Below are 21,773 nucleotides of genomic sequence, written 5' to 3' on the forward strand. Positions count from 1 at the left end.
CGGATGCGGTACAGCCGTGCTCTCGACGGGGGACGCGCGAGCAAGATGCGGCGGGCACACTTGGTCCATGCAGGATTCCCGCAGCACCGCGCCCGGCCAGGGCAGGCCGCACTCGCCGATGGCGGGCCGCGCCAGGACGCTCCCCCGAGCGCCATCCTGGGTCGTCGACGTGCTGGCTGCGCTCTTCATCGTCGGCGTCGCCGTCATGCCGTTCGGCGGGGATGAGTTTCGGCCGAGCACACCCTTCGCGTTCGCGATGGTCCTGGCCCCGGCCGCCCTCCTGCCGTTCCGCCGCCGCTACCCGGTCACCGTGCTCGTCGCGACGCTCGTGATCTACGGAGCCACCGCCCTGACCGGAACCCTCTCACCCGGCGTCGTCCTGGCCGCAGCGATGGCGATGTTCAGCGTCGCGACGCAGTCGACCCGCCGCCGGGGGGCCCTCACCGCGGCCCTCACCGTCCTCGGCGTCGCCCTGCTCAGTCTGTTCGCAGCGCTCGGAAGCGTCTTCGATCCGCGTGCGATCCAGTTCGCGGTCACCATCGCCTTCGCCGCGGCCGCCGGAGACGCGACCCGCTCCCGGCGCGAGTACATCGTCGCGATCACCGAGCGAGCCGAACGCGCCGAGCAGACCCGCGAATCGGAGGCGCGCCGCCGTGTCACCGAGGAGAGGCTTCGGATCGCGCGCGACCTGCACGACGCCGTCGCCCACCAGATCTCCGTCATCAGCCTGAACGCCGGGGTCGCCTCGAGCACCCTCCGGACCCGCCCCGAGCGAGCCGAGGACGCGCTCCTCACCATCCGAGGGGCTGCACGCTCAGTGCTCGCCGAGATCGGCGACCTGCTCGCCGTGCTCCGCGCCGACGACACAGGCGACGCATCCGCCGCCCCACAGCCTGGACTCGAACGGCTCGACGCCCTCGTCGAGTCGTTCGGCGAAGCAGGACTCCACGTCAAGGTGCGAGCTGAGGGCGAGCTGCAGCAGGTCACGGGCGCGACGAGCCTCGTCGCGTACCGCGTCATCCAGGAATCGCTGACGAACGCGCACAAGCACGGCGCCGAGAACCGCGCGCACGTCCTGCTTGCCCTCACGGAGACGGAGCTGCGCGTCATCGTCACGAACCCCGTGTCGGGCCCAGTCGCGGCGGCGGACTCGCCCCTTGCCACGGACGAGCCGGACGCCCGCGCGTCGGGCGGGCTTGGGCTCCTCGGCCTCCGCGAGCGGGTCGCCTCGGTGCGCGGCACCGTCACGACGGGCACAGCCGCGGGCGGCTACCGTGTGGCTGTGACCCTCCCCCGGCAGGACCGCCCGCGCCTCGGCGCAGCCACCCACGGAGACCTCCGATGACTCGCGTGCTCGTCGTCGACGACCAAGCCCTCATCCGGCAGGCCGTCTCCGACATCCTCGGCCAGGAGCCGGGCATCGACGTCGTCGGCGAGGCGCGAAATGGCAAGGAGGCCGTGACGCTCGTCGCTTCCCTGCGACCCGACGTCGTGCTGATGGACATCCGCATGCCGGAGCTCGACGGGATCGAGGCCACCGCCGCCATCTGCGGCGATCCGCGGAACACGGACGTGCGCGTGCTCATCCTGACCACCTTCGAAGAGGACGAGTACCTGCTGGCCGCCCTCCGCGCCGGCGCGAGCGGCTTCATCGGAAAAGGTGCCGAACCCGACGACATCGTCCGAGCCGTCCGAGCCGTCCACGCCGGCGACGCGCTGCTCTCTCCCGCCGCGACTCGCAGCCTCATCACGAGATACGTCCTCCGCTCGCAACCGACACGGCCCTCCGTCGTGCCGCAGCAGCTCGAGCAGCTGACGGATCGCGAACGCGAAGTGCTGCTCCTCGTCGCCCGCGGACACGCCAACGGCGAGATCGCCGAGCTGCTCTTCATCTCGCCACACACGGCGAAGACGCACGTGAACCGCATCATGGCGAAGGTCCACGCCCACGACCGGGCGCAGCTCGTGATCATCGCCTACGAGAGCGGGCTCCTGTCGCCCGGAGGGCGCTGAGACGAGGCAGGTGCAGAGACAAGGCGGGTGCCAGCACCGGGCGGGAGTCACAGCGCATCAGCAGAGGAAGCGTCACACACGCAGACGCCCCGCCGGAACCGAGTGGTTCAGGCGGGGCGTGTGACGTGCGTGCGGCAACCCGTGGTGGCTAGGCGGCGCCGTCGAACATGGAGGTGACCGATCCGTCGGTGAAGACCTCGGTGATCGCGCGAGCGAGCGTCGGGGCGATCGGCAGGATCGTGAGCTTGTCGAAGCGCTTCTCGGGCGGCAACGGCAGCGTGTCGGTGACGACGACCTCATCGATCGCATCCGAGCTCAGACGCTCGACGGCCGGGTGCGAGAACACGGCGTGCGTGGCCGCGACGACGACACCGATGGCACCGGCGGCCTTGAGCGCCTCGGCGGCCTTCACGATGGTTCCGCCCGTGTCGATCAGGTCGTCGACGAGCAGGCAGACGCGACCCTTCACGTCACCCACGATCTCGTGCACGCTCACCTGGTTCGCGACCCTCGGGTCGCGGCGCTTGTGGATGATCGCCAGTGGCGCATCCAGCTGATCGCTCCACACGTCGGCGACGCGCACGCGCCCCATGTCCGGGGAGACGACGGTGAGGGTCGCCGGGTCGAGCTTCTCGCGGAAGTGCTGCAGCAGCACCGGCATCGCGAAGAGGTGGTCGACGGGCCCGTCGAAGAAGCCCTGCACCTGCGGGGCGTGCAGGTCGACCGACATGATGCGGTCGGCGCCGGCCGCCTTGAAGAGATCGGCGACGAGACGGGCCGAGATCGGCTCGCGGCCGCGACCCTTCTTGTCCTGACGCGCGTAGGGGTAGAACGGTGCGACGACCGTGATGCGCTTCGCCGAAGCACGCTTGAGCGCGTCCAGCATGATGAGCTGCTCCATGAGCCACTCGTTGATGGGCGGGCAGTGCGACTGGAGCACGAACACGTCGGCCCCTCGCATGCTCTCGCCGTAGCGAGCGTAGATCTCGCCGTTCGCGAAGGTGCGCGACTCGGTCTCTCCGAGCTCGATGCCCAGTTCTGCGGCGACTGCCTCGGCGAGCTCAGGATGAGCTCTGCCCGAGACGAGAACAAGTCGCTTCTCCGTGGAGGTGATGATGCCAGACACGCTGTACCGCCCGTTTCCTGTGCTTGCTCTGTTGTTACGCGTTCGGTGTGGAATCTGCAGCAGAGGCGGCCTCGGCGGCCTCTGCCGCGGCGGTGCCCGCTCGGTTCTTCAGCACCCACCCCTCAGCGTTGCGCTGAGGTGCGACGTTGATGGCGAGTGCACCAGCCGGAACGTCCTTGCGGACGACGGTCCCGGCCCCTGTGTAGGCTCCGTCGCCAATCCTAACCGGGGCGACGAAGACGTTGTGCGAGCCGGAACGGACGTTGCTGCCCACCGTGGTGCGGTGCTTGTTCACCCCGTCGTAGTTGGCCGTGATCGTGCCAGCGCCGACGTTCGAGTTCTGACCCACCTCGGTGTCCCCGATGTAGGAGAGGTGCGGGACCTTCGAGCCGTCGCCGATCTGCGCGTTCTTCGTCTCCACGAACGTGCCGATCTTGCCTCCGGCCCCGAGGATCGTGTTCGGCCGCAGGTACGCCCACGGGCCGACGGTCGCACCAGCGCCGATGACGCTGAGGGTCGCGTCGGTGCGCTTCACGACGGCGCCCTCGCCGACCTCGCAGTCGACGAGCGTCGTGTCCGGCCCGATGATGGCCCCCTCGGCGACGGACGTCGCCCCGCGCAGCTGGGTTCCGGGGAGCAGCTCGACGTCTCGGCCGAGTGAGACGTTGCCCTCGATGACGGTCGTCGCCGGGTCGTGCACCGTGACGCCCTCGAGCTGCCAGTGCCGGATCTGACGCGCGTTGTAGTAACGCTGCGCCTCCGCGAGCTGCACGCGGTCGTTGATGCCCTGCACGATCTCCGGGTCGGTGACGGCGATCGCCTCGATGCGCCCCGCATCCGCCTTGATGAGCTTCGCCGCGTCGGTGAGGTACTTCTCCCGCTGCGAGTTCGAGTCGTCGATTCGGCCGAGCACCTGACGCACCGTGCGGGCGTCGAACGCGTACACCCCGGCGTTGATCTCGGAGATGCGCAGCAGCTCCTCGCTCGCGTCCTTGTGCTCGACGATCTCTTCGAAGTCGCCGCCGGAGGAGCGCACGATGCGTCCGAAGCCCGCGGGCTCCTGCACAAAGGCGCTCAGCAGCGTGAGCTGGTTCTGCGCGCGACGGTGCTGCTCGATCATCCGCCCGATCGTGCCGGAGTCGAGCAGCGGCACGTCGCCCGAGAGCACGACGACGACGCCGTCGAAGTCAGCGGGGAGCGACTCGAGGCCGACCTCCAGCGCACGACCGGTGCCGGGCACCTCGTCCTGGTCGGCGAACTGCGTGTCGGGGGCCAGATCTCGGATCGCCGAGACGACGCGGTCGCGATCGTGCCGGACCACCGTGACGGTATGCGCGGGGCCGAGCTCGGCGGCCGTGTGCAGCACGTGCCCCACGAGCGGGATGCCACCGAGCCGGTGCAGCACCTTCGGGGTACTCGAGCGCATCCGCGTGCCCTGGCCAGCCGCCAGGATGACGATTGCGAGTTCTCGATCGGTCACAGATCCTCCTCGTTGTGGGCGCCGTGATTCGAACGCCATCACGGTTCACGGTGGCATGCAGCACCCCCGCGCCGCTCCTCCCCCAGGATTCGAACCTGGACCTAACAGCTCCAAAGGCTGTCGTGCTGCCGTTACACCAAGGAGGAACGTGCCCGCTCACGCGCGCACTCGCCAATTGTGCCAGAACCGGAGAGACCGCGGGCAAGCGCCGCTGGTGCTGTGGAGGGGATTGGGCCAGACTGCGAAGCAGAAGACACAAGGAGGCGTCATGTCCGAAGCTCTGTCCATCGCGCGGCGATTCACCGACACCTACTCGGCAGCCGTCGCAGGTCGTGACAAATCGGCCATCATGTCGCTCTACGCGCCCGACGTGCGCGTCTTCGACCTCTGGAGCACCTGGTCCCACGAGGGAGCTGACGCCTGGGGCACCTCACTCGACGCCTGGTTCGACTCCATCGAGTCGGGCACGCACGCGGCAACCTTCACCGATCTGCGGGCCTACGGAGACCACGACGTCGTGGTCGTCGAGAGCTTCGTCCGCTACTCCTGGCAGAACCCCGAGGCCGAGCTCGAGTGGATGGACAACCGCCTCACCTGGGCGATCGTGCAGCACAAGGGCGGATGGGTGGTCGCGCACGAGCACACCTCAGCCCCTGTCGGCGCCGACGACGGCCTCGTCGTCACGAAGCGCGACGTGGACGCGCACCACCCGAACTCCTAGGAACCGAGCGTTCTGCCGCGACAGGGAGACCGCGCCGCGTCGGGTCGGCGGACGCGCCGCCCAGCGGAACGAAGCCCCCACCGCTGGCTCGTCAACGTGCACTCCCGGGACTCGCCATAATGGGACGTATGGATGCCCCCAGACGTGCAGCTCACCAGCGTGACGTTCCGCGCGCGACGGTCGAGCTCAGCGGGGGCGGGCACAGCGAGGGCAGGCACAGCGGGCATGCCGCGCATCCGACCGACACGGTCGACACGATCGTGCGCGACTGGTCACGGGAACGGCCCGACCTGGACGTCGACCCGCTGCGCATCTTCTCCCGCGTGAAGCGCATCGCGAAGCAGCTCGACGCGCTCCGCAAGGCCGCATTCGCGGAGACCGGACTCGAGCTGTGGGAGTTCGACGTCCTCTCGGCGCTGCGCCGCGCCGGGTCACCGCACCGCCTCAGCCCCAAGCACCTGCTCGCGTCGAACCTCGTCTCGAGCGGCACCATGACGAACCGCATCGACCGCCTCGTCAGCCGAGGCCTCGTGACCCGCGAGGTCGACCCCAACGACGGCCGCGGCATCCTCGTCACCATGACCGCAAACGGGCGCGATCTCGTCGACCAGGCCCTCACTCGACTCGTCGCCGCCGAGCGCGAGCTGCTCGCCGAGCTCGACCTCGAGACGCGGGACGACCTCGCGACCGCCCTGCGCACCCTCTCGCTCCGGATGGACGACCCCGCTCACTGAGCCCCCACCGCCCTCGCTCGGAGGCCACAGGGCCTCCTCGGCCTTAAGCTGGTCTGATGGCCCATCTCCTCGGCGCGGAAGCGCTCCACCTCGAGTTCCCGACTCGAGTCGTCTTCGACAGCGTCTCCGTCGGCATCCAAGAGGGCGACCGCATCGGCATCGTCGGACGCAACGGCGACGGCAAGTCGACCCTGCTCAAGCTGCTCGCCGACCGCATTCAGCCCGATGGCGGCAAGGTCACACGGCGGCGGGGCGTGCGCGTCGGGATGCTCGACCAAGCCGACACCCTCGACCCGGAGCTCACCGTCAAGCAGGCCATAGTCGGCGACATGGACGACCACGACTGGGCTTCCGACGCGAAGATCCGCGACGTCGTGAACGGGCTCGCGGGCGACCTCGAGTGGACCGACAGGATCGGCGACCTCTCCGGTGGCCAGCAGCGCCGCGTGGCCCTCGCGGCCCTGCTCATCGGCGACGACGACATCATCATGCTCGACGAGCCCACCAACCACCTCGACGTCGAGGGCATCGCCTGGCTCGCCAAGCACCTCAACGGCCGCTGGTCGAAGAACCAGGGCGGGCTCGTCGTCGTGACGCACGACCGGTGGTTCCTGGATGCGGTGTGCGAGACGACGTGGGAGGTGCACGACCGCGTTCTCGACCCGTTCGAGGGAGGCTACGCGGCGTACATCCTGCAGCGCGTCGAGCGCGACCGGCAGTCTGCCGCCATCGAGTCGAAGCGGCAGAACCTCATGCGCAAGGAGCTCGCGTGGCTGCGCCGCGGCGCCCCGGCGCGCACGGCGAAGCCGAAGTTCCGCATCGAGGCCGCGACGCAGCTCATCGAGGACGAACCTCCCGTGCGCAACCCCGTCGAGCTGTCGCAGCTCGCGACGGCGCGCCTCGGCAAGGACGTCGTCGACCTCCTCGATGTCGGCGTCACCTTCGGCGACAAGGAGGTGCTCCGCGACATCGAGTGGCGCATCGCACCTGGCGAGCGCACCGGCATCCTCGGCGTGAACGGGGCCGGCAAGTCGACGCTCCTCAACCTCGTCGCAGGCACCCTCGAGCCGACGAGCGGCAAGGTCAAGCGCGGCAAGACCGTCAAGATCGCGACCCTCTCGCAGCGCCTCGCCGAACTCGACGAGCACCAGAACGACCGCGTCCGCGAGGTCGTCGCTCGCCAGAAGTCGAGCTACGTGTCCGGCGGCAAGGAGATGACGCCGTCGCAGCTGCTCGAGCGCCTCGGCTTCACGACCACGCAGCTCCAGACCCCAGTCAAGGACCTGTCCGGCGGTCAGCGCCGGCGCCTCCAGCTGCTCCTCATCCTCCTCGACGAGCCGAACGTGCTCATCCTCGACGAGCCCACCAACGACCTCGACACCGACATGCTCGCCGCCATGGAAGACCTCCTTGACACGTGGCCGGGCACGCTGCTCGTCGTGTCGCACGACCGGTACCTGCTCGAACGCGTCACCGACCAGCAGTACGCCGTGTGGGACGGCGGCTTCCGCCACCTTCCCGGCGGCGTCGACCAGTACCTCGAGCTGCGCGCCAACAGCCTCAAGGGCTCAGCCCCCGCGACGCTCTCCAGCACGACGGATGGAAGCGCCAGCGGTTCCTCGTCGGCCTCAGCCTCCAGCGCCTCCGGCCTCTCCATCGGCGGCGCCGACCGCCGCAGCGCAGAGAAGGAGGTGCAGGGCATCGCCCGCAAGATCCAGAAGATCGAGCAGTCCATGAAGAAGGTCGACGCCGAACTCGCCGCCCACGACCAGGGCGACTACGAGGGGCTCGGCGCCATTACCGCCAAGCGGCAAGCCCTCGCGGCCGACATCGACGCGCTCGAGGAACGCTGGCTCGAGCTCTCCGAGATCCTCGAGGCGTAGCGGCTCGCCAGCGGCAGAGCAGAGCACCGGCAGTAGAGCCGGAGCAGACGGGCAGCTCACCAGAGGCAGCTCGCCTGCGAGCGTAGGCTGGCGACCATGAGCCCGATCATCGGCGTCAGCGTCACGCCGCCCGCGGACTACGATCCCCTCGGCGCGGGCACCAACGAGGATGTGGCACCGAGCTTCGCCTGGGTCGCCGCGTCGAGGTTCCGACTCGACATGCTCAACAACCGGCCCCTGTGCGGTGCGGGAGACCCCGAACTGCTCGTCACCTCGGCGGGCGAGCTGCGCATCCGCTTCCCGATCGTCGACCCGGACGCCATCTGCATCCTCATGCTCGCGCCCGTCTCGTTCGAGTTCGAGCTGCCGGAGAGCGCGAGCCGACGCCCGCTCACCATCACCGTCACCTACGAGGGCGGCCCGCAGGTCGACACGGCGACGCTGCCCTGAGCACCTCCCTCTGCGCACCTCCCTCTGCGCAACTCCCATCTCCGGTCGCCTGCGCAGGAGTCACCCAGATGCACGTTGCGCTCGACGCGGAGATGCAGCTCCCTCACGTTTGTGCGGATTCGGTCGGCTCGAGCTACGGAAGGGACTGCGAGTCGAGGGTGCGCTCGGCGTAGATGCGCATCGCGTCGCGCACGAACTCGGCGCCCGTGGCATGGACGCGAGTGTAGTTCTTGCGGAAGCGCTCGTCGGCGACGTACATCTCGCCGAGGTTCGTGAACAGCTCGGCCGTTGGCGCCTTGCCTTGCCAACTGTCGCTGATCCACGCGAATTGGCGGGCGGCGGACACCTGCGCCTCGTCGCTGCCAGGCCCGAGCCCCGCCGACTGGGCCGCGCTGAACGCGTCCTGGATCTGCCTCTGCTCCTCCAGGAAGCCCTTCTTGCCGTCCGCGCCCAGGCCGCGCCACCACGTGTCGCTCTCGGCAGAAGCTTCGGCACCCCACCGCTCCTCGACCTCATCCTTGTACTGCGTGTGGTCGAATCCGTCGAACATCTGCTCGGGCATGAGCTGCTCCTTTCCCTTGAGCGCGGCGAGCGTCGCACGCACCGATCCGATCTGCGTCGTGAGGCGGCCGCGCTCGTCGTGCAGCCAGCCGAGGTGCGTCTCGAGCGCAACGACGTCGTCGCTCCGGCCGGCGAGGGCGTCTCCGATCGCCGACAGGCCAACGCCCAGCTCGCGGAGGAGCAGGATGCGCTGCAACCGAACCAGCGCGCCCTCGTCGTAGTAGCGGTAGCCGTTGGCGCCCGTCCGGCTCGGCCGAAGCAGGCCGATGCTCTCGTAGTGCCGCAGCGTCCGCGACGTCACCCCCGACCGCTTCGCTACTTCGCCGATCGACCATTCCATGGCGGGCGTCCTCTCGCTCAGATCGTGTGAGCGGCTCCCCCGTTCTCGGGAGATCCGAACCGCTCGAGAACGACTGTAGAAGTTGACGCTGCGTCAAGGTCAAGCGGGTGCACGAGATTGCCCGAGCCCCGAACGGGTGCATCGGGTGCATCAGGCTCGTCAGGCGCATCAGGCGCGCGTCAGGCGGACAGGAAGCCTCGGACGACGTGATCGAGGCCGCGCACCGTGAGGTCGATGGACTCGAGGTCGAGGCGCTCGTTCGCGGAGTGGAACCTGTTGCGGGCGACCGAGAAGGTCAGCTCGGAGCTGAGGATCCCGAACCCGAAGGCGTTCGCGCCGTGCAGCCGGTAGAAGCGCGCATCGGAGCCGCCGACACCGAGGATGGGAGCGGGCTTCGCTCCCGGGACGAACTCGGCGAGTGCCTCCTCGATCTGCCCGTAGAGGCGAGTCGTGGTGGGTGACTCGTTCGCCGGCGAGAACCACTCCCCCTCGACGCTCACGAGGCCCGGGAACTCGGCGGCCACGGCGGCGAGGTGTGCCTCGACGTCGTCCTCGGTCACGCCGGGCAGCACCCGGATGTCGAGCGAGATCGACCCGCTGTCCGGGATGACGTTGACCTTCGACCCGGCGTCGACGACGGTGACGGCGACGGTCGTGTGCGTCCAGGCGTGGACGAACGGGGCGAGCTCGCCGAGCTCGGGGTGCGCGCTGAGCTCGTCGATGGCCTCGTCGATGGTGTCAGGATGCGCGAGCCGCGTGCTCAGCTCGGCCGGCAGGTCGAGGGCTGCGAGCGTGTCGAGCCACTGCTCGCTGATGCGGGGCTTCGGCGCGCCGGCCTGGAGGCGGTCGATGACCTTGGCGAGGGTGACGGCCGCGTTCGATCTGCCCCACGGGGCCGAGGCGTGCGCCGCGTCGCCGCGCACGACGATGCGCCGTGGGGCTGCTCCCTTCTCGCCGACGCCCACCGTGATGGCGGTGCTGCCGGTGCCACCGAGGCGCGCGCCTCCCCACTCGGTGAGCACGTTGTCGGCGGCGATCGTGGCCCAGTCGTGCTCGGAGAACCAGCCGACCCCCGCCCGGCTGCCCTGTTCCTCGTCGGCGACGGCCGCGAACACGAGGTCGCCGGTGGGGGCGAAGCCGCTCGTCGCGAGGCGCTTGAAGATGACCGCATAGGAGGCGGTGAGGAACAGCATGTCCACCGCACCTCGGCCCCAGACCTCGCCGTCGACGAGCTCGCCCGAATGCGGCGGATGCACCCAGTCGCTCGCCTTCACGGGAACGACGTCGGTGTGGCCGACGAGGGCCAGCGACTCCGCGGCAGGGTCACTGCCCGCGAGGCGTGCCACGACGGAGACACGACCGGGGAACGGCTCGACGCGCGCGAGCTCGACGCCGCTGCCGGCGAAGAACTCCTCGATGACCGCCGCGGCCCGCCACTCGTTGCCCGAATCGAGCGCACCGTCGTTGACGGTCTCGGCGCGGATGAGCTGCTGCAGGAGGGTGACGGTCTCGTCGCGAAGCGAAGTCATTCCCCCATCCTCGGCGGAAGGGGGCCGAGGCGCGCGCCGGAGCGTTGCGCGGAGTAACGCGCCAGGCTGCACAGGCTCACGCGGCCCCTCCTGGCGCGCCGCTCCACCTTCACCGGGGTGCCATGGCTCAGACGCTCGCGGGCACCAGATCGCCGACGACCGCGGGCAGACCGAGGTTCTCGCGCAGCGTCGTTCCCGGGTACTCGGTGCGGTAGGAGCCGCGCTCCTGGAGTGCCGGGATGAGCTGGTCGACGATGTCGTCGAGCCCCGAGGGCACGAGGTACGGGGTCAGGTTGATGCCCGTCACGGCTCCGCTGCGGGCCAGCTCGGTGAGCGTGTCGGCGACCTCGTCGACGCCGCCGACGAAGCCACGCTGTGAGGAGAGGTGGATGACGAACTCGCGGATCGACAGTCCGAGCGCCTCCGACTTCTCCCGCCACTGCTGCGCGAGCTCGAGCGCCTTCGCGTTCTGGAACGCGCTGCCGCGGGTGCCGTCGGTGACGGCCACCACCGGATCCTCGACCGGCAGCGGACCGTCGGGGTCGAGGTGGGAGAGGTCCTTGCCCCAGAACTGCTCGAGGTAGCGAAGCGACGTCGAGGGCGAGATCTGGTGCTCGCGCACCCAGCGGGCCTTCTCCTCCGCCTCCTTGGGAGTTCCGGCGACGATGATCGTCGCGCCGGGGAAGAACGCGAGCTCGTCGCGTGCACGGCCGAACTTCGTGAGCCGCTCGCGGAGATCGGCGGCGAACGCCGTCGCACCCTCCAGTTCGGGGTGCGCTGAGAAGATGACGTCGGCGTGCTCGGCACCGAAGTCGCGCCCCTGGCTCGAGTCGCCAGCCTGGAACAGCACGGGCCGCGACTGCGGGCTCTGCGGGAGGACCCGCTCGGAGACGAAGCGGATGAACTCACCATCGAAATCGACGCGGCCCTGGTTCGCCCACAGTTCCTTGGCTGCCCGCACGAACTCAGCCGCCCGGTCGTAGCGGTGCTCGTGCGCGAGGTGACCGCCGCGGCGGAAATTCGCGCCGGTCCACGCGTTGTCGGTCGTGACGATGTTCCACGCCGCGCGCCCCTCGCTGAGGAGGTCGAGGCTCGCGAGCCGGTAGGCCAGGTCGGCCGGCTCGTTGTAGGTGGTGTTCTGCGTGGCGACGAGGCCGATCTTCTCGGTGATGGGCGCGAGCGCGGCGAGCTGCGTGATGCCATCCGGTCGCCCGGCCACGTCGTTGTCGTGGATCCTGCCGAGATGCTCGCGCAGCCGCAGCCCCTCACCGAGGAAGAAGGCGGAGAAGAGTCCGCGTTCGGCGGTCTGCGCGATGCGGCGGAACGACTCGAACTCGGTCTGCGATCCGCTCTGCTCGCTCGACCAGATCGTCGTCGAGTTCACGCCCTGGAAGAAGACCCCGAATTGGATCTGGCCTGCGCCCGCCGCTCCCGAGGCAGGCCGCGTCGGACCTGTGCTGTGCTGTGTCATCGTCGTGATCCTTCGCGTTCAGAGGGCCTGGGCGGCGTAGCGGTTGACGGGGTGCGCGAGCCCGAGAGCGTCGCGCAGGTGCTCGCCGGCGCGAGGCGAGGTGAAGACGCCTGCGCGGCGAAGCGCCGGGAGCACGGCGCGGCCGAGCTCCTGCACGTCCACGCCGAAGTCCGCGGGCAGCAGGCGCACGCCGTTCGCGAACGACGCGACCTCGGTGATGAGCTCGACAAGGCCGGCCGCATCACCGGAGTAGTGGATGCGACCCGCCGCCTGCGTGTCGGCCGCGAACGCACCGGCCCGGTCGGCTGCGGGCCGTCCTGGCGCGTCGAGCGCGACCGAGACCTCGACGATCGTGCGGGCGATGCCCTGGGAGTCGGCCTGCCCGGCCGCGGCGCTCGCCTCGAGGACCGTGCGCTCGCGGATGAGCGCGACGTCGACGAGCTCGGGTGTTGCCGAGCCGTACGGCGCGAAGGTCAGCAGCTGCCCCTGGTGCGGGCGCGGGATGATGGACGGGCCCTTCACGCTGAAGCGCGCGCCCTCGAAATCGGCGTAGTGGAGCTTGTCTCGGTCGAGGTAGCGGCCGGTCTCGACATCGCGGATGACGGCGTCGTCCTCCCAGGAGTCCCAGAGCCTGCCGAGCACTTCGATGGTGTCGTCGAGTTCGGTGCGGCGGGCCTCGGGCCCCTCGAGCGGAGGCCGGTCGAACGCGGCCGCTTCGACCTCGCTGCCGTCGACGTCGCCGATCCACCCTGCCCTGCCATGCGACGCGTAGTCGAGCGTCGCGAGCTGCGTCGCGAGGTGGAACGGCTCGACCGCCGAGACCCGGATGAGCGGCACGAGGCCGGTCGCCCCGGAGAGCGGGGCGGCGAACGCGGCCTGCTCGATCGCGTCCAGCCGCGGAGCCGTCGCCCTGAGGTCGCGGAAGCCGGTGTCCTCGAACGTGGCGATGGTCACGCCGAAACGCTCAAGCGCGGCGATCGCGGCGCGGATTCGCTGTGGGCTGACGCCTTCGCTGCCCGCTTCGACGGCGATGGCAAACGGCGGGTTCTCGTGAGTCATGCCTCGAAGACTAGGAAGCGCACGTCGCCGCCTGGATGTCGAAGCTTCACCTGCCGCCCCGGGAGGACTTCTGACGCAACACTGGGTGCGGGCCTCGTGAAGTGAGGCGTACGGTACCCACCAACGAAGCAGCAGCCCGCCCCGCATCGGAGCGGACCGCACAACCCCGACCGTGGAAGGAGCATGAAGATGACACACACGACAACAGGCCTGAACTTCATGTGCCAGCAGCGCGTCGAGACTGGCGGGCCGGTCCTGCAATGAGCCTCGGGCTGCACACGTCGATCGGCAACGCCGTCCGTGTGACCACGACCCGAGCGGGCAGCGGCCGCGTCGAGTTCCACGCCATTCCCTTCGACGGCACACGAGTCGTCGCAACCGCCGTGCTCTCCGGCCCCCTCGACGCCGTCGGTTCCGAGCTCGTGTTCGACGAGCTCTGGGTCGCCCCGGACGTGCGCGGAACCGGCATCGGGACCCGCGTGACGAGGGCCGCCATAACCTGGGCGGATCTGCACCTGGCTGCCGGAATCGACACCTACGTGCCGGAGGAGAACGTCGCCATGCAGCGCCTCCTGGAGCAGCTCGGCTTCGAGCGTCGGCCCGAGCTCGAGCACGGCGAGGAGAGCTGGACGCAGATCTTCGCGCTCACCCTCGAGCTCGCCGGTTAGCTCACCGTTCAGCTGACCGGCTCGAGCGACGGCACCGGCCCGGCACCCGACATCCCGATGACCACGAGCGCCGGTCGGCTCACCGCGTTCCCGGCCTCGTCCTCCCAGGTCAGGGCGAGGCGCGAGCGGTCGACGACACCGCCTGAACCGGCGAAGCTTGTCGTGCCGCCAGACGCGGCGATGTCGAACGAGGTGATCTCGCGGGTGCCCGCGACGACGAGCACGTCCACACCGTCATCTCGGACCCACCTGGCCGCGATCACGGGCAGCTGCGGTGCGCCGTTCACCGGTTTCGCGACGTCCCCCGCCCCGAGCACGATCGGGTCCTCGTCGCCGCGCACGGCGATGACCGCCGCCCAGAGGATCCCAGAGCCACGGCCCTGGCTTTCCAGGTGGGAGACCGAGGCGAGCGCGAGCCGTTCACCCGATGGCAGCGGCTGATCTTCGAGGATGGATGCCCGCAGCCGGTACCCGCGCTGCTCGTCCCGGGCCGTGATGATGGCGCGTGAGAGCGCCGCGAAACGCGCGTTGCCGCGCTTGGGATCGGTGACCGCGCTCCAGTCCCGGTCGGCATCCTCGGTCTGCAGCATCGTCAGCCCCGAGCTGGGATGCACGTAGGCGAACCCCGCGTAGACGTCCGCAGCAGCCGTGCCTCCCGCGTCCGGGATGCGCAGCAGTGCCCTGGCAGACAGGAGGAGGAGCCCGTCGGAGGTCGGCGTCTCGCTCAGCGCGGGTTCCGTCTCCGTGGAGAAGGTCGCCGTCTCGAGCGACATGCCGCGCTGCATCCGCTCGTGGAAGAGCAGCACGCCCCGCGCCACCGTGAACCCGCGCTCGTAGCGGCTCGTGGTGATGGAGGAGGCCCCGAGCATCGTGAACGCCGTTTCGTCGTCGCTGCCGGCACCGTCGAGCGGACGCGCAAGGGCCGCCACGGCGTTGTCGGAGCGGAGGATCACGAGCCGCGCCGAGAACGAGCTGCGGAGCCCCGGCACCGAACCGAGCGCAAGAGAGTCGACATCGCCGGCCCAGAGCAGCTCGATCACCTGTCCGTCCGGAATCTCGAGGCCGTCGTCCGCGCCGTCCTCCCGCCAGAGGTCGGCGGCGGCCACAAGCGCACGCTGGTCGTCGAGGTCGGCTCGGGGGCCCCGCGTGGGGTAGCCGGGCAGCGTCGACTCGCTCACCGCATCCGTCGGCGAGTTGTCCGACTCGTCCGTGAAAGCGAGGACAACCCAGCCAGCGGCGAGGACAAGAACGGTGACGATGGCGACGATCGTGATGGTGCGCGCACGACGCGGAGGTGCCTCAGGATCGCGATGGGCTGCAGATGTGTCGCCCATGACCGCTCCCTCGCTGCGCTGCGCGAGCACCGACCTCGTTGTGGTGCCCGAAGCTAGTCTGCCCCAGTCGGCTCGACGGTGCGCGACGGATTCCCCGTAGTTCCCTGTCGCCCCATCCGTTCCCAGGCGTTCCCAGGCGTTCCCTGATCCGACGGAGCAGCGAGGGCCTGGTTGCCCCTCGCCGAGCTCAGTCCTCGGGAGTCCAGGCCTCCGCGAGCCGCACGTAGTCGTCGATGCCGACCGTCTCGCCGCGGGCGGTGGGGTCGATGCCGGACGCCTCGAGCACAAGCGAGGTCGCAGCCGCGTTCTCGCCGAGCAACGGCGACAGCGCCTGGCGCAGCATCTTGCGGCGCTGACCGAACGCGGCATCCACGATGCGGAACACCTTGCGGCGCAGCTCCTCCGAGCCGCGCGGCTCAGCACGTTCCGTGTAGGAGATGAGGATGGAGTCGACGTTCGGCACCGGCCAGAACACCTTGCGGCCCACGAGGCCCGCACTCGACCACGTGCCGTACCAGGCGGCCTTCACGCTCGGCGAGCCGTACACCTTCGAGCCGGGCCCGGCGACGATGCGCTCCCCCACCTCGGCCTGCACCATGACCACCCCGCGCTGCAGCGACGGCAACCGCTCGAGAAGGTGCAGCAGCACGGGCACCGACACGTTGTACGGCAGGTTCGCGACGAGCGCGACCGGCTCGCCCGGCACCTCCTGAACCTGGAGGGCGTCGGAGACGATCACCTCGAGATGCGCGCCAGGCGCGTGCTCCTGAACCGTCTGCGGCAGTCGGGCGGCGAGGCGCTCGTCGATCTCGATGGCCGTGACGCTCGCGCCCGTCTCGAGGAGACCGAGCGTGAGCGAGCCGAGGCCGGGCCCGACCTCGAGGATGTGCTCCCCCGAGCGGACCTTCGCGGTCTGCACGATGCGCCGCACCGTTCCCGGGTCGTGCACGAAATTCTGTCCGAGCTTCTTCGTCGGCGTCACATCGAGCTCGGCCGCGAGCTCGCGGATCTCGTTGGCGCCGAGCAGGCTGACGCTCATGCGGTCTCTCTCTCGTCGGAGGTGAGGTCACCGGCGAGGGCGCCTTGGCCTGGTGCCTGGTGCCAGCTGCCGTAGACGGCCTCGGTGTTCGAGGCGACCTGGGCGCTCAGCGCATCCACCGCGATCCCCAGATGCTCGGCCATCGCCCGAAGGGTGACCGGGATGAGGTACGGCGCGTTGGGGCGGCCACGGAAGGGCACCGGCGTGAGGAACGGAGCATCCGTCTCCACGAGGATGCGCTCGATCGGCGTCACCGACAGCGCCTCCCGCAGGGAAGCGGCGTTCTTGAACGTGACCGTGCCCGCAAACGAGAGGTACCAGCCCTCCGCCGCCGCGATACGCGCCATGTCCGCGTCGCCGGAGAAGCAGTGGAAGACCGTGCGCTCCGGGGCACCGACCCGCTTGAGGGTCGAGATGACGTCGTCGTGCGCATCCCGGTCGTGGATCTGCATGGCGAGCCCATGCTGCTTCGCGAGCCCGATGTGCCGCTCGAAGGCCTCGACCTGCAGCAGCTGGTCGGCCTTCTCCGGCGTACGGAAGTAGTCGAGCCCCGTCTCCCCGATGGCCCGCACCCGCGGCTCGGCCGCGAGGCGGTCGATCTCAGCGATCGCGTCCTCCAGGGTGCCAGCAGCGGCGAGCTCCGGCACGACGTTCGGGTGCAGTGCGACCGCCGCGAGCACGCGCTCGTGCGTCGCCGCGACGCGCGCCGACCACCGGCTCGACGGCACGTCGTTGCCGACCTGCACGACCCCCTTGACACCCGATGCGACCGCGGCGGCGAGGTGCTCGTCGAGCGTCAGGCGCTCGTCCTCCTCGCCATCCTCGATCTCGAGGTGCGTGTGGTTGTCGTAGCAGGGCACGGCAAGCGCCTCGGGATACGGCGGGTAGGCGAGGATGCGCGTGTGCCCGGACTCGCTGGTCGCAGAGCGGCGGCGCAGCCTCTCAGCGTCACCCCGCGCCCCGGCGTCCTGGGCCCCGGCATCGTGCTGGGAATCGGTCACCGCTAGCGCTGGACTTCCTGCTCGATGCGCGGGAAGAGCGGCGGCAGCTCGCTCAGCGGTCGCGAGCCGACAAGCGCGTACGCGTTGTCGATGCGGGTGGAGGCGAGCTCGCCGTTGCCGCCGATCGCGAACCACAGCTTCTCGGCCGCGATCGGGACGAAGGGGTTGAGCAGCACGGCCAGGTGACCGAGGCAGCGAGTCGTGACCTCGAGCACCGCGGCGAGGCGCGCACGGCCCTCGTCGCCCTGCTTGGAGAGCGCCCACGGCTCCTGCTCCGTGATGTACCCGTTGAGCGCATCGACCAGCCGCCAGATGTGCGCGAGCGCGCCATCGATGTCGAACGCCAGCATCGCCTCGTCGGCCTTCGCCGCGACCTCGGTCGCGAGGTCGATGATGACCTGCTCCGACTCCAGCATCGTGGACTGCTCCGGGACGACCCCGTCGAAGTACTTGTTCACCATCGCGATGACCCGCGACGCGAGGTTCCCGAACCCGTTCGCGAGCTCAGCCTGGTAGCGAGCCGACAGGTCCTCCCACGAGAACGAGCCGTCCTGCCCGAAGTGGATGGCGCGCAGGAAGTAGTAGCGGAACGCGTCGGAGCCGAAGACATCCGTGATCTCCGTCGGCGCGATGCCCGTCAGCTTCGACTTCGACATCTTCTCGCCGCCCACGAGCAGCCAGCCGTGCGCGAAGATGCCGGCCGGAACCTGCAGGCCTGCGGCCATGAGCATCGCCGGCCAGATGACGGCGTGGAAGCGCAGGATGTCCTTGCCGACGATGTGGTGCGCCGGCCAGAACTTCTCGAGCTCCGACTCGTCATCGCCGTAGCCGATGGCGGTGATGTAGTTGAGGAGCGCGTCGAACCACACGTAGACGACGTGCGACTCGTCCCACGGCACCTTCACGCCCCAGTCGAACGTGGTGCGCGAGATCGACAGGTCGCGGAGTCCCGAGCGCACGAACGAGATGACCTCGTTGCGCGCCGACGACGGCTGGATGAACTCCGGGTTCTCCTCGTAGAGCGCCAGCAGGCGGTCCTGGAACTCGCTGAGCTTGAAGAAGTAGTTCTGCTCCTGCAGCAGCTCGAGCGGCTTCGAGTGGATGGCGCAGACCTTCTCGCCCTCGTACTGGCCGGTGCCGGCGACGATCTCGGACTCCGGCTTGAACTCCTCGCAGCCAACGCAGTAGAGCGCCTCGAACTCGGCGTCGTAGATGAAGCCGGCGTCGTTGAGCTTCTGCAGGAAGCGCTGCACGCGAGTCTCGTGCCGCTCATCCGTCGTGCGGATGAAGTCGTCGTTCGAGATGTTGAGCGTCTCGAGCATGGGCTTCCACGCCTCGTTGACGAGCTTGTCGGCCCACGCCTGCGGGGTGACGTTGTTCGCGAGCGCCGAGCGCATGATCTTCTGACCGTGCTCATCGGTGCCCGTGAGCAGCCACGTGGTGTCGCCACGCTGACGGTGCCACCTGGCGAGCGCGTCGACGGCGACCTCCGTGTACGCGTGACCGATGTGGGGGACGTCGTTGACGTAGAAGATCGGTGTCGTGATGTAGAACGATTCGCCGGAAGCCATGGGGATCATCCTATTGTCGGCCGAGCACTGTTACGACGCGAGGTGCCCAGGAGAGCCACCCCTGGCCCACTATTTCGCGAGCTGGCCCTGGTAGAGGTCTCGCTTGCTCATGCCCGTCTCGGAGGCGACCTGCGCTGCCGCGTCCTTCAGGCGCATCCCGCCCGCCACGAGCTCCGCGACCATCGCCTGGGCCCCAGCCTCATCGACGACTGCGGGGGCCGCACCCTCCACGACGATCACGATCTCGCCGCGCACCCCCTCCTCCGCCCACGGAACCAGCTCAGCCGCGGTTCCCCGCCTGACCTCCTCGTAGAGCTTCGTGAGCTCCCGGCAGACGGCGATGCGACGATCGGCCGGCCAGATCGCGGCCATGTCGGCGAGCGTGCGCGCCAGGCGGTGCGGTGACTCGAACAGGACCACCGTGCGCGACTCGCTCGAGAGCGAGCGCAGGAACGTCTCCCGCTCCCCCGCCTTGCGAGGCAGGAAGCCGTCGAACGTGAAGCGGTCGGTCGGCAGCCCCGAGATCGCGAGCGCCGTGATGACCGCACTCGGCCCCGGCACGCTCGTGACCGTCACCCCCTCCTTCGCCGCGAGCGCCACGATCGGGTAGCCCGGGTCGGAGATTCCCGGCATGCCGGCGTCGCTGACGAGCACCACATCGGCCTCGCGCGCCTGCTCGACGATGGTCTTCGCGAGCTCGTCCTCGTTGTGCTCGTGGAGGGCGACGAGCCGCGGGCGATTCTCGATGCGCAGCATCCCGAGCAGCTTCGCCGTCGAGCGGGTGTCCTCGCACGCCACGAGCGTGGCGTTCTTGAACGTGTCGATGAGGCGCGCCGAAGCGTCGCCGAGGTTCCCGATGGGGGTGCCGGCCAGGATGATCATGGCTGCGATCCTCCCACGCGCTCGCCCCGCCGCCCCCTACGATTGCTTGGGTGAGCGAGCAAGCAGACACGGGAACACCAGACGAGGCGGCCGAGTCGTCCCCGACGACGGCCCCCGCGACGGCGACGAGCGGCACGGTGACCGCATCCGCTGCCCCTGCCACGCCGGCCCCGAAGGCCCCGGCGGCCCCGGTGGCGCGCGGCTCGGTGTTCGACGACCTGTGGGCGCGAGTCACGAGCACCCCCAGGCTGCGAGTGCGCACCGAGTGGATCCTCCTCGGCGTCGTCACCCTCCTCGCCGCCGTCCTCCGGTTCTGGAACCTCGGCGGCGCGCACTTCCTGATCTTCGACGAGACGTTCTACGTGAAAGACGCGTGGACCCTCCTCAACCTCGGCTACGAGGCGGAGTGGCCCGAGAACCCGAACGACGCGTTCAACGCAGGAGACCCGAACGGGTACACGACCGACCCGTCGTACGTCGTGCATCCGCCCCTCGGTAAGTACCTCATCGGGCTCGGGATGCTCGTGTTCGGTGCCGACAACCCCTTCGGATGGCGATTCGCCGTCGCCCTGCTCGGCACCCTCGCCGTGCCGCTCCTCTGGGTCATCGCCAAGAAGCTGTTCCGCTCGCCCGTGCTCGCCACGATCGGCGCCGGGATGCTCGCCATCGACGGGCACGCGATCGTCATGTCGCGCGTCGGGATCCTCGACGGCATCCTCATGTTCTTCGTGCTGCTCGCCTTCCTCTTCGTGCTCCTCGACCGCGAGGACCAGCAGCGCAAGCTGCGCACGAAGATCATGGCCTGGCGCGCGGAGGAGGGCCTCGACGGCGATCCGATTCCGACGAAGGCCACGACCACCTCGCGAGCGCCCGACGTGAAGCCCGTCGGACCCGACTGGGGGCCCCGCCTCTGGTGGCGGCCCTGGCTCATGGCGGCGGCCGTCACCCTCGGCGCCGCGTCGGCCGTGAAATGGTCAGGCCTCTACTTCCTCGCCGCGTTCTGCGTCTACACGCTCGTCATCGACATGATCGAGCGGAAGCGGCTCGGCGTGACCTTCTGGGGCTCCGCCGCGATCCTCATGCAGGGCCCCGTGTCGTTCCTCCTGACCGTGCCGCTCGCAGCCCTCACCTACCTCGCGACCTGGACCCGCTGGCTCACCACCACGGGCGGCTTCTACCGCGGCTGGGCCGAGGAGGCGGGCAACGCGTGGACCGGACTGCTCTCGTGGGTGCCGCTGCCCCTGCAGAGCCTCTGGCACTACCAGGTCGAGGCGTACAACTTCCACCGCGGACTCAGCGCCGAGCATCCCTACCAGTCTGGGCCGCAGGAATGGCCGTTCCTCATCCGCCCCACCGCGTTCAGCTACGTCTACTCGGAGGCGGGCGACGGCTCATCCTGCGACGTCGGACAGTGCGTCGAGGCGATCACGTCGATCTCGAACCCCATCATCTTCTGGTTCGGCACCGTGTCGATCCTGTTCCTCATCATCATGTGCTTCCTGCGCCCGAAATGGCAGTACTTCGCGATCCTCGTCGGCTACGGGGCCGGCTACTTCCCCTGGCTCGCGTACCTCGAGCGCCAGGCAGTCTTCCACTTCTACGCGATCGCGTTCCTGCCGTTCATGATCCTCGCCTCCCTGGTCGTCATCCAGACCATCGCCGGCGACCGCGAGACCCCGCGCCCCTCCAGGACCATCGGCGTCTCCGCAGTCGGGGTGCTGCTCGTCATCATGGCGCTCGTCTCCGTGCTCTTCTGGCCCGTGTGGACCGGCCAGATGATCTCCACCTCCTACTGGTCGCTCACGCACTGGCTGCCCAGCTGGCGGTAGGCGCGCGGGGCGCCGGCGATGGTCTGGATGACGACCAGGGAGGCGAGGATCATGAACGGCAGGAACGCGATCGCGTAGAAGT

The 21,773-nt window shown here is 69.5% G+C and carries 19 protein-coding genes and 1 tRNA gene; 8 read left to right on the forward strand and 12 right to left on the reverse strand.

Annotation, left to right across the window (positions count from 1 at the left end; genetic code table 11):
- The first annotated feature begins 67 nt into the window (after positions 1–67).
- Positions 68–1,345: a sensor histidine kinase gene (locus tag C5E10_RS15595; RefSeq protein ID WP_258071173.1), complete on the forward strand. Its 1,278-nt coding sequence runs from the start codon at positions 68–70 to the stop codon at positions 1,343–1,345.
- Positions 1,342–2,013: a response regulator transcription factor gene (locus C5E10_RS15600; protein ID WP_104332404.1), complete on the forward strand. Its 672-nt coding sequence runs from the start codon at positions 1,342–1,344 to the stop codon at positions 2,011–2,013. The genes C5E10_RS15595 and C5E10_RS15600 overlap by 4 nt, the downstream gene beginning before the upstream one ends.
- Positions 2,014–2,161: 148 nt before the next feature.
- Here the strand turns inward: C5E10_RS15600 and C5E10_RS15605 are convergent, their stop codons facing one another.
- The 3 genes from C5E10_RS15605 to C5E10_RS15615 form a co-directional block, all read right to left on the reverse strand.
- Positions 2,162–3,139 carry a ribose-phosphate diphosphokinase gene (locus tag C5E10_RS15605; RefSeq protein WP_104241709.1) on the reverse strand — a complete coding sequence of 326 codons (978 nt, stop codon included), beginning with the start codon at positions 3,137–3,139 and terminating at the stop codon, positions 2,162–2,164.
- Between the two features lie 34 nt (positions 3,140–3,173).
- Positions 3,174–4,619 carry a bifunctional UDP-N-acetylglucosamine diphosphorylase/glucosamine-1-phosphate N-acetyltransferase GlmU gene (glmU, locus tag C5E10_RS15610; protein ID WP_104332405.1) on the reverse strand — a complete coding sequence of 482 codons (1,446 nt, stop codon included), beginning with the start codon at positions 4,617–4,619 and terminating at the stop codon, positions 3,174–3,176.
- A 74-nt stretch (positions 4,620–4,693) separates the two neighbouring features.
- Positions 4,694–4,765, reverse strand: a tRNA-Gln gene (locus C5E10_RS15615).
- Positions 4,766–4,887: 122 nt separating this feature from the next.
- Here C5E10_RS15615 and C5E10_RS15620 point away from each other — a divergent pair.
- From C5E10_RS15620 to C5E10_RS15635, 4 genes are all read left to right on the forward strand, one after another.
- Positions 4,888–5,340, forward strand: coding sequence for a nuclear transport factor 2 family protein (locus C5E10_RS15620; RefSeq protein WP_104332406.1), 453 nt, complete (start codon positions 4,888–4,890; stop codon positions 5,338–5,340).
- 128 nt (positions 5,341–5,468) lie between these two features.
- Entirely contained in the window at positions 5,469–6,074 is a 606-nt protein-coding gene (locus tag C5E10_RS15625; protein ID WP_104332407.1) for a MarR family winged helix-turn-helix transcriptional regulator, read from the forward strand.
- Between the two features lie 56 nt (positions 6,075–6,130).
- The gene (locus tag C5E10_RS15630; protein WP_104332408.1) at positions 6,131–7,957 is read left to right on the forward strand and encodes an ABC-F family ATP-binding cassette domain-containing protein; all 1,827 of its coding nucleotides are present in this window, start codon (positions 6,131–6,133) and stop codon (positions 7,955–7,957) included.
- Positions 7,958–8,053: 96 nt separating this feature from the next.
- Positions 8,054–8,407 carry a hypothetical protein gene (locus C5E10_RS15635; RefSeq protein WP_104332409.1) on the forward strand — a complete coding sequence of 118 codons (354 nt, stop codon included), beginning with the start codon at positions 8,054–8,056 and terminating at the stop codon, positions 8,405–8,407.
- Between the two features lie 133 nt (positions 8,408–8,540).
- Here C5E10_RS15635 and C5E10_RS15640 read toward each other — a convergent pair whose 3' ends face one another.
- The 4 genes from C5E10_RS15640 to C5E10_RS15655 form a co-directional block, all read right to left on the reverse strand.
- On the reverse strand, positions 8,541–9,308 hold the full coding sequence (locus C5E10_RS15640) for a MerR family transcriptional regulator (RefSeq protein WP_104332410.1): 768 nt from the start codon (positions 9,306–9,308) through the stop codon (positions 8,541–8,543).
- A 179-nt stretch (positions 9,309–9,487) separates the two neighbouring features.
- Entirely contained in the window at positions 9,488–10,837 is a 1,350-nt protein-coding gene (locus C5E10_RS15645; protein WP_104332411.1) for a M20/M25/M40 family metallo-hydrolase, read from the reverse strand.
- 127 nt (positions 10,838–10,964) lie between these two features.
- Positions 10,965–12,308: an LLM class flavin-dependent oxidoreductase gene (locus C5E10_RS15650; RefSeq protein ID WP_104332412.1), complete on the reverse strand. Its 1,344-nt coding sequence runs from the start codon at positions 12,306–12,308 to the stop codon at positions 10,965–10,967.
- Positions 12,309–12,326: 18 nt separating this feature from the next.
- Complete coding sequence (locus tag C5E10_RS15655) at positions 12,327–13,367, reverse strand: LLM class flavin-dependent oxidoreductase (protein ID WP_181062801.1); 1,041 nt, start codon at positions 13,365–13,367, stop codon at positions 12,327–12,329.
- Positions 13,368–13,627: 260 nt separating this feature from the next.
- On the opposite strand from C5E10_RS15655, the gene C5E10_RS15660 reads away from it, so the two are divergent.
- Entirely contained in the window at positions 13,628–14,035 is a 408-nt protein-coding gene (locus tag C5E10_RS15660) for an N-acetyltransferase (protein ID WP_104332414.1), read from the forward strand.
- Between the two features lie 8 nt (positions 14,036–14,043).
- Here C5E10_RS15660 and C5E10_RS15665 read toward each other — a convergent pair whose 3' ends face one another.
- The 5 genes from C5E10_RS15665 to rsmI all read right to left on the reverse strand — a co-directional run bounded on the left by C5E10_RS15665 (position 14,044) and on the right by rsmI (position 19,862).
- A complete protein-coding gene (locus C5E10_RS15665; protein ID WP_146080302.1) occupies positions 14,044–15,369 on the reverse strand; it encodes a hypothetical protein in 1,326 nt (441 codons plus the stop codon).
- A gap of 187 nt (positions 15,370–15,556) precedes the next feature.
- Complete coding sequence (rsmA, locus tag C5E10_RS15670; protein WP_104332416.1) at positions 15,557–16,408, reverse strand: 16S rRNA (adenine(1518)-N(6)/adenine(1519)-N(6))-dimethyltransferase RsmA; 852 nt, start codon at positions 16,406–16,408, stop codon at positions 15,557–15,559.
- Positions 16,405–17,409, reverse strand: a complete 1,005-nt coding sequence (locus C5E10_RS15675; protein WP_374953520.1) for a TatD family hydrolase — start codon at positions 17,407–17,409, stop codon at positions 16,405–16,407. The genes rsmA and C5E10_RS15675 overlap by 4 nt, the downstream gene beginning before the upstream one ends.
- A 2-nt stretch (positions 17,410–17,411) precedes the next feature.
- Positions 17,412–18,980, reverse strand: a complete 1,569-nt coding sequence (gene metG / locus C5E10_RS15680; RefSeq protein WP_104241737.1) for a methionine--tRNA ligase — start codon at positions 18,978–18,980, stop codon at positions 17,412–17,414.
- A gap of 69 nt (positions 18,981–19,049) precedes the next feature.
- Entirely contained in the window at positions 19,050–19,862 is an 813-nt protein-coding gene (gene rsmI, locus C5E10_RS15685) for a 16S rRNA (cytidine(1402)-2'-O)-methyltransferase (RefSeq protein ID WP_104332417.1), read from the reverse strand.
- Between the two features lie 50 nt (positions 19,863–19,912).
- Here rsmI and C5E10_RS15690 point away from each other — a divergent pair, with 50 nt between their 5' ends.
- The gene (locus C5E10_RS15690) at positions 19,913–21,691 is read left to right on the forward strand and encodes a dolichyl-phosphate-mannose--protein mannosyltransferase (RefSeq protein ID WP_258071174.1); all 1,779 of its coding nucleotides are present in this window, start codon (positions 19,913–19,915) and stop codon (positions 21,689–21,691) included.
- Positions 21,692–21,773 lie beyond the last annotated feature (82 nt).

The organism is Pseudoclavibacter sp. RFBG4 (assembly GCF_002931515.1).
Classification (GTDB): Bacteria; Actinomycetota; Actinomycetes; order Actinomycetales; family Microbacteriaceae; genus Pseudoclavibacter.

Bases quoted from the DNA above. Each gene is read 5' to 3' on its own strand.
- C5E10_RS15625 (WP_104332407.1), top strand. From the start codon at position 5,469: ATGGATGCCCCCAGACGTGCAGCTCACCAGCGTGACGTTCCGCGCGCG.
- C5E10_RS15635 (WP_104332409.1), top strand. From the start codon at position 8,054: ATGAGCCCGATCATCGGCGTCAGCGTCACGCCGCCCGCGGACTACGAT.
- metG (WP_104241737.1), bottom strand. From the start codon at position 18,980: ATGGCTTCCGGCGAATCGTTCTACATCACGACACCGATCTTCTACGTC.
- C5E10_RS15595 (WP_258071173.1), top strand. From the start codon at position 68: ATGCAGGATTCCCGCAGCACCGCGCCCGGCCAGGGCAGGCCGCACTCG.
- C5E10_RS15640 (WP_104332410.1), bottom strand. From the start codon at position 9,308: ATGGAATGGTCGATCGGCGAAGTAGCGAAGCGGTCGGGGGTGACGTCG.
- rsmI (WP_104332417.1), bottom strand. From the start codon at position 19,862: ATGATCATCCTGGCCGGCACCCCCATCGGGAACCTCGGCGACGCTTCG.
- C5E10_RS15620 (WP_104332406.1), top strand. From the start codon at position 4,888: ATGTCCGAAGCTCTGTCCATCGCGCGGCGATTCACCGACACCTACTCG.
- C5E10_RS15655 (WP_181062801.1), bottom strand. From the start codon at position 13,367: ATGACTCACGAGAACCCGCCGTTTGCCATCGCCGTCGAAGCGGGCAGC.
- C5E10_RS15665 (WP_146080302.1), bottom strand. From the start codon at position 15,369: ATGGGCGACACATCTGCAGCCCATCGCGATCCTGAGGCACCTCCGCGT.
- C5E10_RS15630 (WP_104332408.1), top strand. From the start codon at position 6,131: ATGGCCCATCTCCTCGGCGCGGAAGCGCTCCACCTCGAGTTCCCGACT.
- C5E10_RS15650 (WP_104332412.1), bottom strand. From the start codon at position 12,308: ATGACACAGCACAGCACAGGTCCGACGCGGCCTGCCTCGGGAGCGGCG.
- C5E10_RS15645 (WP_104332411.1), bottom strand. From the start codon at position 10,837: ATGACTTCGCTTCGCGACGAGACCGTCACCCTCCTGCAGCAGCTCATC.
- C5E10_RS15660 (WP_104332414.1), top strand. From the start codon at position 13,628: ATGAGCCTCGGGCTGCACACGTCGATCGGCAACGCCGTCCGTGTGACC.
- C5E10_RS15600 (WP_104332404.1), top strand. From the start codon at position 1,342: ATGACTCGCGTGCTCGTCGTCGACGACCAAGCCCTCATCCGGCAGGCC.
- rsmA (WP_104332416.1), bottom strand. From the start codon at position 16,408: ATGAGCGTCAGCCTGCTCGGCGCCAACGAGATCCGCGAGCTCGCGGCC.